The organism is Alkaliphilus pronyensis (assembly GCF_009017275.1).
GTDB classification, from domain to species: Bacteria; Bacillota; Clostridia; order Peptostreptococcales; family Natronincolaceae; genus Alkaliphilus_C; species Alkaliphilus_C pronyensis.
Genome location: NZ_WBZC01000006.1, coordinates 14,527 through 29,331, shown reverse-complemented (window position 1 = coordinate 29,331; position 14,805 = coordinate 14,527). Strand labels below are relative to the sequence as shown.

Sequence of the window (14,805 nt, the reverse complement as noted above, 5' to 3'; positions counted from 1 at the left end):
CATTTGTTTTTCTCCTCTTTATAGTATTTTTGGTCGGTATACCTATATTTTACTATATTTAGAGGAGGAAAACAATATAAATACATTGCTAAAATGCTTTAATTTCAATGGTTCAAGCATTTTGCAAACAACTAAAAATATTTTACTTAAAAAGGAGGATTACATGAAAATATTAAAAAACAGAACCATTCTAGGGATAGCCTGTATTGTGCTATCTCTTTTCATTTGCTTTGGACTAACACCAATGTTTAATGAAGCAGTATCAAGTAAAGTAAGTGTTGTTAGATTAACAAAGGATGTAGCCGTAGGTGATGAAATCACATCCAGTATGCTCCGAACTGTTGAAGTAGGTGGCTACAATTTACCTAACGATATTATCAAAAACAGGGAGAATATCGTAGGCAAGTATGTAACTGTAGATATGAAAAAATCAGATTATATCTTGCCATCAAAATTATCAGATGTACCAATTGCTGAGTATGGCTATCTTGATGATTTTACAGGAGATAAACGAGCCATATCTGTAACACTAAGAACCTTTGCCAGTGGACTATCAGGGAAGCTACAAATGGGAGATATTGTTTCGGTATATGTGGCGGATTATGGTAATGAGAAAGAAACACTCTCACCAATAGAACTCAAATATATTAAGGTGCTTGCTGTTACATTAGGTACTGGATATGATACCAATCAAAATGAAACAGAAGAAGGAGAGGAAAAAGAATTACCGACAACAATTACATTATGCGTATCTGAAAGACAAGCCATTATGCTTGCAGACTTAGAAATTAACGGAAAGATACATCTAGCCTTTGTATATCGTGGGAGTGACGATAATACAAAGGCTTTTTTAATGAAGCAAGATGAAGTATTGGAAGATTTAGCTGCTAAAGAATCAATAGACAAACCAAGTCCTGAAGGTGAAGTAGACAATGAGGAGGAAGATGCCATTGAGTAAAATAATCGCAATATGGGGCAGTCCTAATAGTGGTAAAACAACTCTATCAATGAAACTAGCAAAGATACTCTCTAAGAATAATAATGTAATGGTGTTGTGTACAGATATTATTACTCCACTGGGCGTAATATTACCCTTTGTAAAGGAAGAGGATAAATCTTTAGGGAAGCTACTAGAAATGGTCACATTAACCCAAGAGGATATTTTAAAGAACCTATTGACCCTAAAAGATAATAAGAATATTGCCTTTCTAGGATATAGACAAGGTGAAAACATAGCGAGTTATGCCGAGTATACAGAATATCGTGCCAATGAATTAATCGTTAATTTATCCCATGTGGTAGATTATTTAATTATTGATGTATCTTCAGTTGTTCACTTAAATCATCTTTCAAAAGCCTCTCTAAAATTGGCAGATCAAGTTATCCGATTATGTGGCAGTGATTTAAGAGCAGTCAGTTATTTTAAATCAACTTTGCCATTGCTATCGGATAAATCTTATAACTTAAATAATCACATTAAAGTGCTGAGTAAGTTAGAAGAAATCGAACCAAGAGCCATGATATTGAATCATTATGGGGGCATTGATTATGAGTTGACGTATTTAGATGAAATTGTGGGTCAGTACAGGGAGGGACTTTTGTTAAATGCTTTAAAGGATAAAAAAAGCGAAAGTTATAATGTAAATTTAGAAAAATTGCTATCAGTAATTTCAGATGAGGAAATAGAAGCAGAGCAGACTAATAAAACGGTTAAGAAGCGTAAAGAAGGATCAAAAAAGAAAAGAATTGCCCCAAAGCAATTGTGCATTAAAATCCGAGAATTCTTGTCAAATCTAAGAAGAAAAAAAGAAAAGGAGCAAGATGATTATGAGTAAATATATGGACTTTACAGAAGTCTTAAGGCGTGTGCAGGAACATATTTCAAAGAACTATGCCATATTGATAACAGATGATGGTGTGGCAGAAAGTAAAATCAAGTTGAAGTCCTATATCAAGAAGTATATAGAAGAAAATCAACTAAAGGTAGATGGATACAATAAATCTAGCTTGATTGAACGTCTGTATATGGAAATGGCTGAATTCAGCTTTCTAACTGGGTACCTTGAAAGAGATGATATAGAAGAAATCAATGTAAACAGCTTTAATGATATCAAGGTGACCTACTCTAATGGTGAGATAAAGCCTGCTGATGAGCATTTTAATTCGCCAACTCATGCAATGGATGTAATCAGAAGATTACTTCATCAAAGTGGTATGATTTTGGATAGTTCACAACCTATTGTCGTTGGTCATCTTAGCGATAAAATAAGAATTACAGCGATTGCTAAAGGCATTGTAGATAAAGATGTAGGGGTATCTGTATCCATCCGTATCATTAATCCAAGAAAGCTATCAAAAGAGGATTTTATTAGGAATGATACAGCCAGTGCTGAGATGTTAGATTTTCTGACATTGGCGCATAGATATGGAGAAAGTATCTGTTTTACAGGAGCAACATCTAGCGGTAAAACAACGTTGATGAGTTATGTATTATCCACTTTGCCCAATAACAAAAGGCTTTTCACCATTGAAAATGGGACTCGTGAGTTTAATTTGATACAAAAGAACGATAAAGGGGAGGTCATCAATAATGTGATTCATACAGTCACGAGACAAAGTGATGATCCTAAACAGTCGATCACAATGGCAAAACTATTAGAGACTGCCCTTACGGTTAATCCTGATTATATATGTGTCGCTGAGATGAAAAGTGATGAAGCTTTTTATGCCCAAGAATCTGCAAGATCGGGTCATGGTGTTTCAACAACTATTCATGCGAACTCATGTATAGCTACTTATTATAGGATGGTGACATTATGCAAGCAAAAATATGATATGGATGAAAAGACATTATATAACCTCGTTACAGAAGCCTTTCCGATTATTGCATTCTGTAAAAAGCTAGAGGATAACACAAGGCATATCATGGAGATTACGGAGTGCCTGATTAAAGAAGATGGCAGCAGGGAGATTCGTACACTCCATAAATACAATGTGGTTGATAATGTAGAGGTTGATGGTAGGTCAAAGATTATTGGTCAATATGAAATGGTGAGTAAACCATCGGCAGTTATGCAAAAGAGATTATTAGAAAATGGTATATCAAAGGCTGAATTGAGTCAGCTAATGGGAGGTGTGGCAAATGAATAATTTAATAATGATTGCCTTTATTTTAATGGTAGCAGGACTTATGGTACTTCTGGATATATCACCTATAGAAATCTTTAATCATTTAAAATCATACCGCCATAAAAAGTCACGAGTAAGTATAAGACAAAAGGTATTAAATGTGACTCAGAAAAAGAAATCAAAAGGAATAAAGCGATTACTAGGAGAAACAAAAGAAGTACTGGCAATGACCGGACGTGAAAATAGCTTCTACTTTATCACAACATTATCATTGATTCTATCTGTTGTAGGGATGGCTTTTGCTTTACTGATGAACAACAAATTGATGATGCCTATATTAGGTGTAGGTTTTGCATTGATGCCCTTTTGGTATGTTAAACTAATATCCACCAAGTGGAAAAATGAACTTAATGGAGAGTTAGAGACAGTTTTATCAGTGGTTACCACATCTTATATGAGGTGTGACAGTATTATAACTGCTATTGAAGAGAATATAGATTATATCAATCCACCTATTTATAATATTTTCAATGCTTTTTTAGCAGATACCAAACTCATTAATTCTAATATTAATATGGCGTTGGAAAAATTGAGAGAGAAGATTGATAGCGATGTATTCAGAGAATGGGTAGATGTCCTAATGGATTGCCAAGAAGATAAGAATTTAAAATCCACGTTAATACCAATTGTCTCAAAGTTATCAGATATGAGGATTGTATCATCTGAATTAGATAACATGCTCTATGAGCCAATTAAAGAGTTTATGATGATGGCAGCTTTATTACTTGGTAATATACCGTTGATTTATTTTCTTAATCGTGACTGGTATCATACGCTGATGCATACACCTGTAGGCAAGGGAACATTGGCAATATGTACTATCGTTTTAGTCATATCCATATCGGGTGTAGTTAAGCTATCAAGACCAGTAGAATACAGGAGGTGATGTAATTGAACAGTATACTATTTATGTTTGCTCTATTCTTCGGAATAGGGCTTTTTTTAATCTTATTAGACGTATTGAAAGTACCAACAAAGCGAGCTAATAAAGTCTATTTAGCAGTGAGTAAAAAAGGTATAGAAAAGCCAAATGCTTTTGAAGTGATTACGTTGGAATTATCAGAGAAGGTTGGGAGGTTCATTAAGCTTGGAAATTTCAAAAAAAGAAAACTTATAATGACCTTAAGATCAGCTAACATTAAATTGACCCCAGAGGTGTTTATCGCACGAGCCTATGTAAAAGCAGGGATAGTACTGTTAAGTATTATTCCTTCTATATTGATACTGCCATTACTTGCACCAGTTCTTTTAATAACGTCTATTTTAGTATTATTTAAAGAACTTGACAGTGCAGATGAAAAACTAAAAAAAAGCAAGAAGACTATAGAATATGAAATCCCCCGATTTGTCAATACGCTGACTCAAGAATTACACGGGAGTCGAGACATCCTAGCTATTTTGGAAACTTATAAGAAAAATACTACAGGCATATTTAAAAGAGAACTAGAGATTACAATCGCTGATATGAAATCAGGAAACTTAGAAAGTGCATTAACTAGGTTTGAAACAAGGATTGGTAGCAGTATGCTATCAGATGTTATTAGAGGGCTTGTTGGAACAATTAGGGGAGATAATAACATCGTTTATTTTCAAATGTTATCCCATGATTTTAAGCAATTAGAATTACAAAGATTAAAATCAGAGGTAATGAAAAGACCTGCCAAGATTAAAAAGTATTCTATGATGATGCTTGGATGTTTTGTCATGATGTACCTTGTGGTGATGGTGTTGCAGATTGTAGGGAGTATGAAAGAGTTGTTTTAGTTGATGCAGTGGACAGGAATTAATTGGAAGGTGTATAATAAAAGAACGGATTATCAAAGTTACAATAAAAGTGTTAACAAAGCATGTTAGATGAAAATTATTAGAAGGAGTCATTTTGAAGAAAGATAAATTTTATGAGTATCAAGTTGAATCAATGAATGAATTCTATATGCATTTTAGAGCATATAGAATGGTTCATATTCAGCTAGAAAATCTAAAATCAAATACGTTATTTTGGACTATTTTTAGTAACACAAGTATCAAAAATTTATTTATATACTGGTGTAGAATATTTGGAAATAAGAATGTTAATATGACACATTGGCAACATCATTTAAGAGAAGATGAGATTGAAGAGTTCAGAAATATACTTTTAAGTACGTTAGAGATGACAATGGATGAATGGAAAAAGTATCATTCTGAAATGCTTGAATTTAGAAATTCCTACGTCGCACATCATGACAAAAATCATAGGCAGCCAGTACCAGTGCTGGATAAAGCTGTTTTGTTGATGCAGACGTACGAAAAATGGATTAAAGACAAACTTGTCAATGAAGGAATAATGTATATTGATGATTTATATGAATATGTTAATCCTTATATTAGTGAATTGAAAAATATAATTAATAAAGACCTTTAATAAACTTAATCTAATGCTGTATTTACCCATATATCCCTAAGTTTAGAATTAGTATAGTTGCTGTTAACGGTGGGGATAATGAAAGTGTTATTTTAAGCGATGGGGAACATGTTGGTAACTACCGATAATGTTATTAGAAAGTAAAAAGCTAAAAGTAGGTGAAATAATGAGTGTTAATAAATTGGATGATATAGATAGTCGAATCAAGACATATTTGAATGAATCTATAAACCTATCACCATATAGTGCAGAAAAGAAAATTGGTAATATATTATCCGATTTGCTAGAAATAGATGGATATGAATTAAGTCAAAGTTCAGCGCATTCTGATAAAGGTTTTGATTTTGTTGCGAAATCAAAAAATCCAACTAATGAAGATGATATTGGAATAGAATATAAACATTATATAAGCTCAGTTGGTGCAAATGTGATAAATAAATTAGTCGGCACTTCACGAATTAGAGGGTTTTCAAGATGTATATTATTAACTAACTCGAATTTTACAGCCACAGCTCGGAGCATGGTATTAGAGAAGAAACCTATTAAAGTTGATTTAATGGATATAAGTGATCTGCTCCACTGGAGTCAAAGAATACGAAATAGATTTGAAACAGAAAGTGATAGTAAAGATATTGAGGTGCTTATATATAATCTTAGTACCAAATTTGCCAAGATTATAGCAAATAACCCTGATCAATTATACAAATTAGAATGGCGTGATATTGAGCGTATGATGGCTGCTATTTTTGATGGGTTAGGATTTGATGTAACATTAACTCCTTCTAGTAAAGACGGAGGTAAAGATCTAATTTTAGAATGTTTGGTTGAGAATAAATACAAAAGTTATATCGTTGAGATTAAGCATTGGAAAGCAGGTAGTCGAGTTGGTTATAAGGCTATCAAAGATTTTATTAATGTTGTAGTAAACGAAAAAAGAGAATCAGGTTTGTATTTGTCAACTTCGGGATATTGTTCAAATGCATTTGAATCATTAACAGAAGTTGAGAGAAAACTTGTGAATTATGGTGGTAAAGATAAAATAATTTCATTATGTAAGAGTTATGACAAAATATCATCTGGAATATGGACTAGAAGGAATGATTTGAATGAATTATTATTGGAATCAACAATATAACGTTTTTTTCTTTGTAATAACACTCCAGTTTGCTACAATCTCATCTTAGGTGATTGATGTTGAAAGATGATTTATAGTGATTGGTCAAGTTAAATTGGAGGAGGTGAATAGTGAGCAATTACGGGAATGTTAAATATAATTCAGATTAGAGGAGCGTAAAATGAAAGATATAATGAATAGATTTGACGATGAAGTTGAAAAAATATTAGCTTATAATAATCTAATTATTTCAATGTCAAAATTACCTCGATGGAGTGAAATGAGCTGGAATATTAACCAACTATACATATTTGGATTTGCAAATGACAACTTATTGGCTCTTCAGGAGTTATCAGAATATCCAAGTGATATTGGAATGATTTTTTCCTTTATAGATGAGGCAAAAGAGTTTTTGATCAATTATATTGATATAACGAATGATATAATAAAACTCATTCCGGAAGAAATCGATATGAGTGAATATTTTGATGATGAATTTATAATGATGGTTAATGATGAATTTTATGATGCAGATTACTATGATTTTATAGAAATCTATAAGAATGATGATAGTATAGAAAATCTTATTACTTTTTTAAAAAAAATATATTTAAAAAAATTCAATAGATTTGAACATATTGGACCGAGTAAAGAAATTATTGATAAGGTAATAGAGTTTGATTTGCAAAAAATAGCGAGTAATGCATTAAGATTATATTTGGAGAAAGTAATGAATGAAAGTGAAGATGTTTTAGTTTTCATAGATAAGTTGAAAACTACTTTGTTCATCAATGATATAAACAATACTTTAAATGCTAATCGCCAAAGCTTTATATTGCTTATGTCGACATTTGATGCAACTATTTTTGATATGACAAAGCAATTGTTAGAAGAACATTTTTATCAGTATATATCTTATTTTTGCGAATCAGACTACAAGTTAAAAGTGAAGGATTTTGGGAAGTTTGCTAATAATCAAGAAATGATTTCTAATACTGTCGATGAATGCTTGAAACAAAAATATTTAAAAGATTTGATTAAAATATATAAGAATTTAGATGTACTCAATAATAAAATATTATTCAAAAATTTGATGGAAATATCTAATAGGCGCAATGTTCATCTACATAAATCTGGAGTTTGTGACGAGCAGTATATAACATCATTTAACCTATTTTCGAAAAATGAAGGTGATTTTTTAGAAATTAGTGAGAACTATTTAATGAATAGTATAGATTATTGTTCTGACATTGTGACTAAAATAGTCGAGTGGTATGAGTTGAACTAGATAAATGCTTTAGTTCTTCATTAAGACACACCTTTTATTGAGGTTAGTTTTCCGCAAGGGTGATACAATGTTAGTGGACAAATGGAAAAGCGAATGTTGATGTACAATGTACAGATCAGAGTAATGGATTTGCTCTAATGTGATGATACTATAACTAAAGAAGATATAAAGTCGATTGATGATATTAAGGAATATATGTTTGTATGTGACCTTTTAGAGAAAGAGACTTATCAATATTTGACTTCTACTAAAGAAAGTGCAAAGGATAAAAAAGAACTATTTGATTTATATAGCCTTGTTGAGTTAAAGATGAATGAAGAAGTTAGAGTAATTGAAAATTGGATAGTAGGAAAGTAAATAGAATATTGAAGATTAAAACTACGCTTAACACATTATTAGTTGCTGGATTTTAGTGTATTAATTAGTTTGGTATAAGCGAATATTACTTATTGAATATAGCTCTTGGGTATAACAGAAAATGACTGTTTATATTGGGGAGCTTTTTATTGTATTACTGTAAAGAAAGGAGTGAATACATGAACATACTAAAAAACAAAAAAGGCGAGGGTTACATTGACATAGTAATCGTAGTCTTTGTAGTGATGCTCATGATAGCACTAACGACAAGTGTATTACCTATATTTATCAAAAAAGCAAAACTAGATACCTTTGCTGATGAAGTAGTAAGATATGCAGAAATAGAAGGGCGAATAGGAACACAGACAAAAGTAAAAATTAATCAGATGAAAAATGACACAGGATTGAATCCGACAGCAAAGTGGTCAACAACAGGGACAATACAACTAAATAATGAATTTAGCCTTGAGCTTACATTGGAAACCGATATCGGTTTCTTTTCTTTTGGCTCATTTCCCATAATACTAACATCAAAAGCCACAGGAAGGAGTGAAGTTTATTGGAAAGATTAAGAAACAAAGAGGGAAATGCAGTTCTAATGGCGTGCGTCATTGTGTTAGTTATGATGCTTATTTTTACAGTCATTGCAGAATATTTAAGGCTAAAAATTATTGCAAAGGGGGTGCGTGATGGTGTGCAATCATCGGTGATATCGGTTGTAACAAACAATTGGGATAACAACTTCAATGGACTTAGACAAGGATATGCAGGTGGATATACTTTAAGTGGTTCTAATTGGAATAGTGATATTGATAATGGAGCAATTTATGCAGAACTATCAAATCTACTTGGACTACAGAGAAATGGAGCTGAATATGTGAAATATGCAAGTAGTCAAGAAGAATACGCTATTTATGATCTTTCTGTTAATGTAAGGAACACACCTTTTAGAGGTAATGAGAATGATGAATTTAGTGCTGATGCTTATATAGTCTTGAGAGTTCCCTTAGAATTTGGATGGGGACATTTACCTGACATGGTCATGAGACAAAAAGTTAAGGCAAAGTTCACCCCTAAGTTCTAAGCTCTTGACAATATCACCCAATAAATGATAAGATGATTATAGAAACTATAGTTATAACAATCATAGCATTGAGGAGTGATGATGTTGTCAAAGAGACAAACAGATTTAACAATATACATTTTACTAGCATTATTGAAAGAACCACTTAAAGGATACGATATTTCAAAAAAAGTTACTCGCATATCAGAAGGAGAAGTAAAAACATTAAATGCTTCACCCTATGCCAAGTTAAAGAAAATGTTAGAACAAGAACTTATTGAGGTAACAGAAGAAGTGAACGAAAATAGACGAATTATCTATTATGGAATTACAGAAAAAGGACGACATACGATTTATGAAGAGTTAAACAAACTTGAGGTATTAATATCTCGTATTAAGAAGAATACGGAGGGATATGAATGAAAGATAGAATGAAATACATAAGCGTTGTTGCAATACTATTAATTGTTGCAATTGCTTTAGGTTATGGTATATATCAAAGGTTGCAGCCAACTACACAAATTAATCAGATAGACTCGGAAGTAAAGAAGCAACTGGAAGTTAATGTTGAAGATATTGAACAAGAGGAAATAGTGGATGTTCCCAAGATTCAAAACTCAGAGCAAAATCAAGAAGTTAAAGAAGAGAATTCTAATGATGAAATAATATTAGATATTGATGAACCTAAAGTTCCGCCTGTGCCTGAATCGCCTGAAAAAGAATCGGGAGAAGAGTCAGTTGAAGAAATCACTGATACTGAGGTAGAACTAATACCTGAAAGTGAAGATACGGTTAAAAAAGGCGATGAAGAAGAGAATCCTGAACCACCTGAGTACGAAGAACCACCTAAAGTAGAAGAAATAGAACAACCTGAGAATCCTGTTGTTGTTACACCAAAAGTACCAGAGGAAACAGATGATAAACAAGAAGAAAATACTGTACCTGATAGTGAAAATCCATTTTTGAATCCCCCTTCACAACAAGAGGGAAATGATGCTCCTGGTAAGCATGATGGTGAAGAGTATTATGAAAATGATGGTAAAGCAGGTGAAGGCGATAAATTTTAATAGTATGTTATAAAGTCAATTCTTTTAGGGGTTGGCTTTTTTTATGAGGAGATGATATGGTGAAAAGATATTTAGCAATACTTTTGCTACTGTGTATGTTCGGTTCGATTATGTATGTATATGCTGAGGATAATGCAGATAGTGGAAGTGGCAATACTAACAATGCACTTCAAGGAAAAGGTTACTACAGAAGTGCTGAATACATGTATAAGGTGTCTGTGTATGTTGGCTTAAGAGATTCAGTTGATATGGACAACGATATAGGTGATTTTAAGATGATAGGTAATAACCCTATCTTTATTAAACCAAAGTCCTTTAGTTTACCTTCTGGATTGATAACAAGTAGCCATAACAAGTTTAAATACAGGATTGGTGCAGGATTAAGTAGTGTCTCTTTTGATTCAGTGACTTATATTGAAGATGCACCACCACCCATTCCAATAACTAACGGTGGAAATATTGATGCTGTTAAATCGTATTTTGGAGATGTAAATACACTCAACATGATGTTAAATGCTTTTGCAGATCAAAAAGGTACAACCAGAGAAGGGCTTATTAGCAACATACAATTTACCATCAACAATAAAACGGATTACTACCCACCTGAAGACATCCTACCAGTTAAAATCAATGGGCAATATCAAAATAAAGTTGCATGGCTCATTGTTTATGAACCCGTAATTATTACTTATACAAAGCCCAATAGTAGTGGCTATAGACAACCCATTGCCTTTACAGCAACAGAGTATGCCCTTTCTCAAAAGTTAGGATACTTCAACTGGTTCTGGGGAAGCACAGGACAGTACGTGGCTGGGATGACCCATAGTGATTTACCTAACTCTATTGTACTTGAAGAAAGTTGGGTAGGTGTTCCTGTAACAAGTCCTTTAAAAGATGGTGTTCACTGGAGTGATGACAGAATCATTAGAGGTGGCGGTATTGGAATGCGAATGCTTGAAGCTAGTGGGGTAGATGTTATACCTAATGATACAACTTATGATTATACTTATCGAGTGAATACAGATGTAATTACCTCGGTAATGGTGCAAGCTGCCAGTGGTGATATTACTCCAGATACACGTCACAAGGAAAAAGATACACGAAAAAGTGCCTATACCAATCCATCAAATGGTAAAGCCTATGTGACTATTACTGCCAATGGTCAATCAACAACCATGCCTGTTGTTATTCCTAATGGTGACAGTCAATATGCCTTCCTAAAATGGCGAACCCCATCACAACCATGTGAAGTAACGATTAATGTAAACATCTCAGGTAATAGCTCTGCTAGATTACAAGAAGGTGGTCGAAGCACCAGTTTCAAAGTTAAGATAGAGGGTTTAGCTGAGAATGCACCACCTGATCCACGACCAACAGATAAGATGCCAAATTTTGAAATTCCATCAATGCCCTACGAAGCTGATAAAATGACAGCTACTTGGGGCATTTATAGTGCCGTATGGGATGCGGATTATAGATGGCATGAGAACTGGAAAAAATATCATAGTGGATGCTACACCAAAACAAGAGCAGACGGCAGTACAAAACGTGTACATCGTTATAAATGGGTTGATGAAGGATGGTGGGAAGATTACGGTCAGTGGGATTATACTTACACAAGATATACAGCCAGTATCCAAGCAGATATGGAGTTAAAGCCAGATGCTTATAATCCTACTGCAAAAGAAAAATATGGGGAGTATACCATTGCCAGTGGTTATGGTGTTGATATCAAAGTGGATGCAGGGATTACAACCAATGCACCGTCAAGTCACTATACCACTGCTCAAAATGTTGTGACTTATTTTCCAGAATTCCATTACAATAACTATTGGCGACTCCTTGATAAAACTGGAGGAAGAACATTTGAGTTTAAGGAGAACCCATACTCTACCTTTAACAGTAGAACCCATTTCACCCCTTTGCCTTATCCTGACGGAGCATATAAAGTTTATAGTAAAGTCATAGATTGTTGGACACCTGATGGCATGTTAAGAGTGAACCTAAATGACGGTGTAACCATAGAAGGCTCAGTTTATGATGACTGGCATGTTGCACCTGATTTACCGTAAGGAGGTAGTAAGATGGCAGTAGACCCATTAACCATAGCAAAAGTAGCAACCACTATTGGCAAACTAGGCTCAAGTGAGAATGGGAGGTGGATCATACTTATAGCTTTATTAACACCGCTTATATTGATTTTACTCTTACTAGCATCACCATTCATTATATTTTCTAGCTTATTCAGTAGTGGAAGCAGTGGAGAAGATATTTCAGTTCAAGCATACATGCTAGAGCTACAAACCCAGTTTCAAGAAAAAATTGAAATAGAACAGCAAGACCCTGATATGAATTCTATTGAAACCATTGTCATGGGCAGTGAAGATAACACCTTGATTGATAATTCAGTTCAGGTGTTGTCTTTTTTTAGTGTTTTACAAACAACCGAAAATGGAGAGCAAGTTGCTTATTTTGATGGAGCAAGTAAAGACGAATTAGAAAAGCTCTTTTGGAAAATGAATCAGATAGATGTGGTTGTTGAAGAGGAAAGAGAAGAAAAAACTGTGACAGATTCAAATGGCAACGCATCTATAATTACAATCACAACCCATCATAAAACCATCACCATTAATAGTTTAACAGCAGAAGAAATGGCTACAAGATATAAGTTTGATACTGATCAAAATCAACTTTTAAAGGAAGTCCTTCAGAGTAGTGATTATATCCTTGGGATAGATGGACAGATGTTTCTTTCAAATGATGAAATTGAGCAGATTAAATCCTGTTTACCAGTGGACTATTATGTTGATAGAGAATTGATAGTAGAGAAGGCTAAGAGCATAGTTGGTAAAGTACGTTACTTTTGGGGTGGCAAAAGCCTAGCAACAGATTGGGATAATAGATGGGGAACACCTAGAGAAGTAACTGCTGATGGTAGCAGGTCAACTGGGACAGTAAGACCCTTTGGACTGGATTGTAGTGGTTATATAACTTGGGTGTTTGCCAATACTGGTTTGCATTATGCTACCATTGATAAAACAATAGGACATGGTGTTACAGCCCAGTGGAATACATCAACATCTATCACAAAAGTACAAGTAAAGAAAGGCGATTTGGCATTTATAGCAGCACCTAACACAAGAAAAATTAATCATATTGGAATCGTTGTTGAAGTAAGTGATAATGGCAAAATTCTTGTAGCTCATTGTAATTCAAGTGCTAATAATGTTTCTATCGATGACGCTGATACAAAAGGATTTCGTTATTTTAGAAGACCTGCCATATTAATTGAAGATGAAGGAGCTGATGCAGAATGAAAATAAAAGGTATATATGTTCGAGTAGGAGAAAAACCAGAAGTTATTGAATTTGAAGAGACCTATCAAAACCTAAGAGCACTGGTTGAAGGCGATATTCAACTTGTATTTTTAGATGATAATACGGTTATATTTTGCAATCTGGTTGGAAAGCTTATAGGACTAGAGGGTAACCGAGCATTAGATAATGGCGATATTATTGCAGGTAACTTTATTGTTGTAGGTGATAATGGTGGAGAAGAGAGTATATCTTTAACCGATGAGCAAATAGACAAATACATGAAGCGTTTTGATAAAATAGAATACTATGTGAATCTCTCCATGATAGATGATATGGAGGAATGCCTATGATACTACCTATTATTATGATTGCCCTATGCCTTTTCGGAGGTATAGGGTATTTTTTTTACACAAAATTCGTGGTGTCAAAGAAGACACAAGTAAATACTGCACAGGACTTTGTGAATATTGTGGATATCAAAGATCACTTTCTATATACCAAAGATGATTATGTGATGAGCTATTTCAAAATTCAGCCCATATCCATTGAACTTTTATCAGAGAGAGAGAAAGAATCTTTATGCAACATGCTAACAGCAGAACTTTCAAGTTTAAATGAACCCTTCAAATTTATAGCCATATCTCGACCAGTAGATATCTCATCGCTTATTTCAGAATACACAGAGTTACTTCATAACAGCACTGATCAAATACAAAAGACATTACTGCGAAAGGAAATCTATGAAATGAATGATTATGCCTTATCAGGTGAGGTTGTTGAACGGCAGTTTTATATTGTTCTTTGGCAGAAATACTATGACGGTGTTGAAGAAGACTTGATTAAAAGAGCCAAAGATTTTATCAGACGATTTGAAAGTTGTGGTGTCCCTTGTACCTTGCTTAAAGAGGGCGATATCGTAGGACTTTGTAGTTTGGTCAATAACTCTGTTTATGAAAAAAGTGAGGTGTCGGTATCGTGAAAAAACAAATTGAAAAGCAAAAACTAC

At 33.6% G+C, this 14,805-nt stretch carries 17 protein-coding genes; all 17 read left to right on the top strand.

Annotation, left to right across the window (positions count from 1 at the left end; all coding sequences use genetic code 11):
• On the top strand, positions 1 to 958 hold a 958-nt coding region (cpaB, locus tag F8154_RS01995), incomplete at its 5' end, for a Flp pilus assembly protein CpaB (RefSeq protein WP_243141133.1).
• Entirely contained in the window at positions 951 to 1,835 is an 885-nt protein-coding gene (locus F8154_RS01990) for a ParA family protein (RefSeq protein ID WP_151859916.1), read from the top strand. The genes cpaB and F8154_RS01990, both read left to right, overlap by 8 nt.
• Positions 1,828 to 3,150, top strand: a complete 1,323-nt coding sequence (locus F8154_RS01985) for a CpaF/VirB11 family protein (RefSeq protein WP_243141132.1) — start codon at positions 1,828 to 1,830, stop codon at positions 3,148 to 3,150. Before F8154_RS01990 ends, F8154_RS01985 begins: the two co-directional genes overlap by 8 nt.
• A 7-nt stretch (positions 3,151 to 3,157) precedes the next feature.
• Positions 3,158 to 4,075, top strand: a complete 918-nt coding sequence (locus F8154_RS01980) for a type II secretion system F family protein (RefSeq protein ID WP_243141131.1) — start codon at positions 3,158 to 3,160, stop codon at positions 4,073 to 4,075.
• A gap of 5 nt (positions 4,076 to 4,080) precedes the next feature.
• Positions 4,081 to 4,953, top strand: coding sequence for a secretion protein F (locus F8154_RS01975; RefSeq protein WP_151859914.1), 873 nt, complete (start codon positions 4,081 to 4,083; stop codon positions 4,951 to 4,953).
• Between the two features lie 115 nt (positions 4,954 to 5,068).
• Complete coding sequence (locus F8154_RS01970; RefSeq protein ID WP_151859913.1) at positions 5,069 to 5,593, top strand: hypothetical protein; 525 nt, start codon at positions 5,069 to 5,071, stop codon at positions 5,591 to 5,593.
• A 127-nt stretch (positions 5,594 to 5,720) separates the two neighbouring features.
• Positions 5,721 to 6,728, top strand: a complete 1,008-nt coding sequence (locus tag F8154_RS01965; RefSeq protein ID WP_151859912.1) for a restriction endonuclease — start codon at positions 5,721 to 5,723, stop codon at positions 6,726 to 6,728.
• Between the two features lie 160 nt (positions 6,729 to 6,888).
• Complete coding sequence (locus tag F8154_RS01960) at positions 6,889 to 7,995, top strand: hypothetical protein (protein ID WP_151859911.1); 1,107 nt, start codon at positions 6,889 to 6,891, stop codon at positions 7,993 to 7,995.
• Between the two features lie 195 nt (positions 7,996 to 8,190).
• On the top strand, positions 8,191 to 8,352 hold the full coding sequence (locus tag F8154_RS14980; RefSeq protein ID WP_192930119.1) for a hypothetical protein: 162 nt from the start codon (positions 8,191 to 8,193) through the stop codon (positions 8,350 to 8,352).
• A gap of 179 nt (positions 8,353 to 8,531) precedes the next feature.
• Positions 8,532 to 8,924, top strand: a complete 393-nt coding sequence (locus F8154_RS01955; protein WP_151859910.1) for a DUF4320 family protein — start codon at positions 8,532 to 8,534, stop codon at positions 8,922 to 8,924.
• A complete protein-coding gene (locus F8154_RS01950) occupies positions 8,912 to 9,436 on the top strand; it encodes a hypothetical protein (protein ID WP_151859909.1) in 525 nt (174 codons plus the stop codon). Before F8154_RS01955 ends, F8154_RS01950 begins: the two co-directional genes overlap by 13 nt.
• Positions 9,437 to 9,520: 84 nt before the next feature.
• Entirely contained in the window at positions 9,521 to 9,838 is a 318-nt protein-coding gene (locus F8154_RS01945; RefSeq protein ID WP_192930118.1) for a PadR family transcriptional regulator, read from the top strand.
• Positions 9,835 to 10,482 (top strand): hypothetical protein, encoded by a 648-nt coding sequence (locus F8154_RS01940; RefSeq protein ID WP_151859907.1) that lies wholly within the window; start codon positions 9,835 to 9,837, stop codon positions 10,480 to 10,482. Before F8154_RS01945 ends, F8154_RS01940 begins: the two co-directional genes overlap by 4 nt.
• A 56-nt stretch (positions 10,483 to 10,538) precedes the next feature.
• Positions 10,539 to 12,554 carry a hypothetical protein gene (locus F8154_RS01935; RefSeq protein WP_151859906.1) on the top strand — a complete coding sequence of 672 codons (2,016 nt, stop codon included), beginning with the start codon at positions 10,539 to 10,541 and terminating at the stop codon, positions 12,552 to 12,554.
• 12 nt (positions 12,555 to 12,566) lie between these two features.
• The gene (locus F8154_RS01930) at positions 12,567 to 13,799 is read left to right on the top strand and encodes a C40 family peptidase (RefSeq protein WP_151859905.1); all 1,233 of its coding nucleotides are present in this window, start codon (positions 12,567 to 12,569) and stop codon (positions 13,797 to 13,799) included.
• Complete coding sequence (locus F8154_RS01925) at positions 13,796 to 14,149, top strand: DUF3846 domain-containing protein (RefSeq protein WP_151859904.1); 354 nt, start codon at positions 13,796 to 13,798, stop codon at positions 14,147 to 14,149. The genes F8154_RS01930 and F8154_RS01925 overlap by 4 nt, the downstream gene beginning before the upstream one ends.
• Positions 14,146 to 14,778 carry a hypothetical protein gene (locus tag F8154_RS01920; RefSeq protein WP_243141130.1) on the top strand — a complete coding sequence of 211 codons (633 nt, stop codon included), beginning with the start codon at positions 14,146 to 14,148 and terminating at the stop codon, positions 14,776 to 14,778. The genes F8154_RS01925 and F8154_RS01920 overlap by 4 nt, the downstream gene beginning before the upstream one ends.
• The last annotated feature ends 27 nt before the right edge of the window (positions 14,779 to 14,805 follow it).

Excerpts from the sequence above, each read along its gene's own strand:
- F8154_RS01940 (WP_151859907.1), top strand. The coding sequence starts at position 9,835 with ATGAAAGATAGAATGAAATACATAAGCGTTGTTGCAATACTATTAATT.
- F8154_RS01920 (WP_243141130.1), top strand. The coding sequence starts at position 14,146 with ATGATACTACCTATTATTATGATTGCCCTATGCCTTTTCGGAGGTATA.
- F8154_RS01925 (WP_151859904.1), top strand. The coding sequence starts at position 13,796 with ATGAAAATAAAAGGTATATATGTTCGAGTAGGAGAAAAACCAGAAGTT.
- F8154_RS01930 (WP_151859905.1), top strand. The coding sequence starts at position 12,567 with ATGGCAGTAGACCCATTAACCATAGCAAAAGTAGCAACCACTATTGGC.
- F8154_RS01935 (WP_151859906.1), top strand. The coding sequence starts at position 10,539 with ATGGTGAAAAGATATTTAGCAATACTTTTGCTACTGTGTATGTTCGGT.
- F8154_RS01980 (WP_243141131.1), top strand. The coding sequence starts at position 3,158 with ATGATTGCCTTTATTTTAATGGTAGCAGGACTTATGGTACTTCTGGAT.
- F8154_RS14980 (WP_192930119.1), top strand. The coding sequence starts at position 8,191 with ATGTTTGTATGTGACCTTTTAGAGAAAGAGACTTATCAATATTTGACT.
- F8154_RS01985 (WP_243141132.1), top strand. The coding sequence starts at position 1,828 with ATGAGTAAATATATGGACTTTACAGAAGTCTTAAGGCGTGTGCAGGAA.
- F8154_RS01955 (WP_151859910.1), top strand. The coding sequence starts at position 8,532 with ATGAACATACTAAAAAACAAAAAAGGCGAGGGTTACATTGACATAGTA.
- F8154_RS01960 (WP_151859911.1), top strand. The coding sequence starts at position 6,889 with ATGAAAGATATAATGAATAGATTTGACGATGAAGTTGAAAAAATATTA.
- F8154_RS01965 (WP_151859912.1), top strand. The coding sequence starts at position 5,721 with ATGTTATTAGAAAGTAAAAAGCTAAAAGTAGGTGAAATAATGAGTGTT.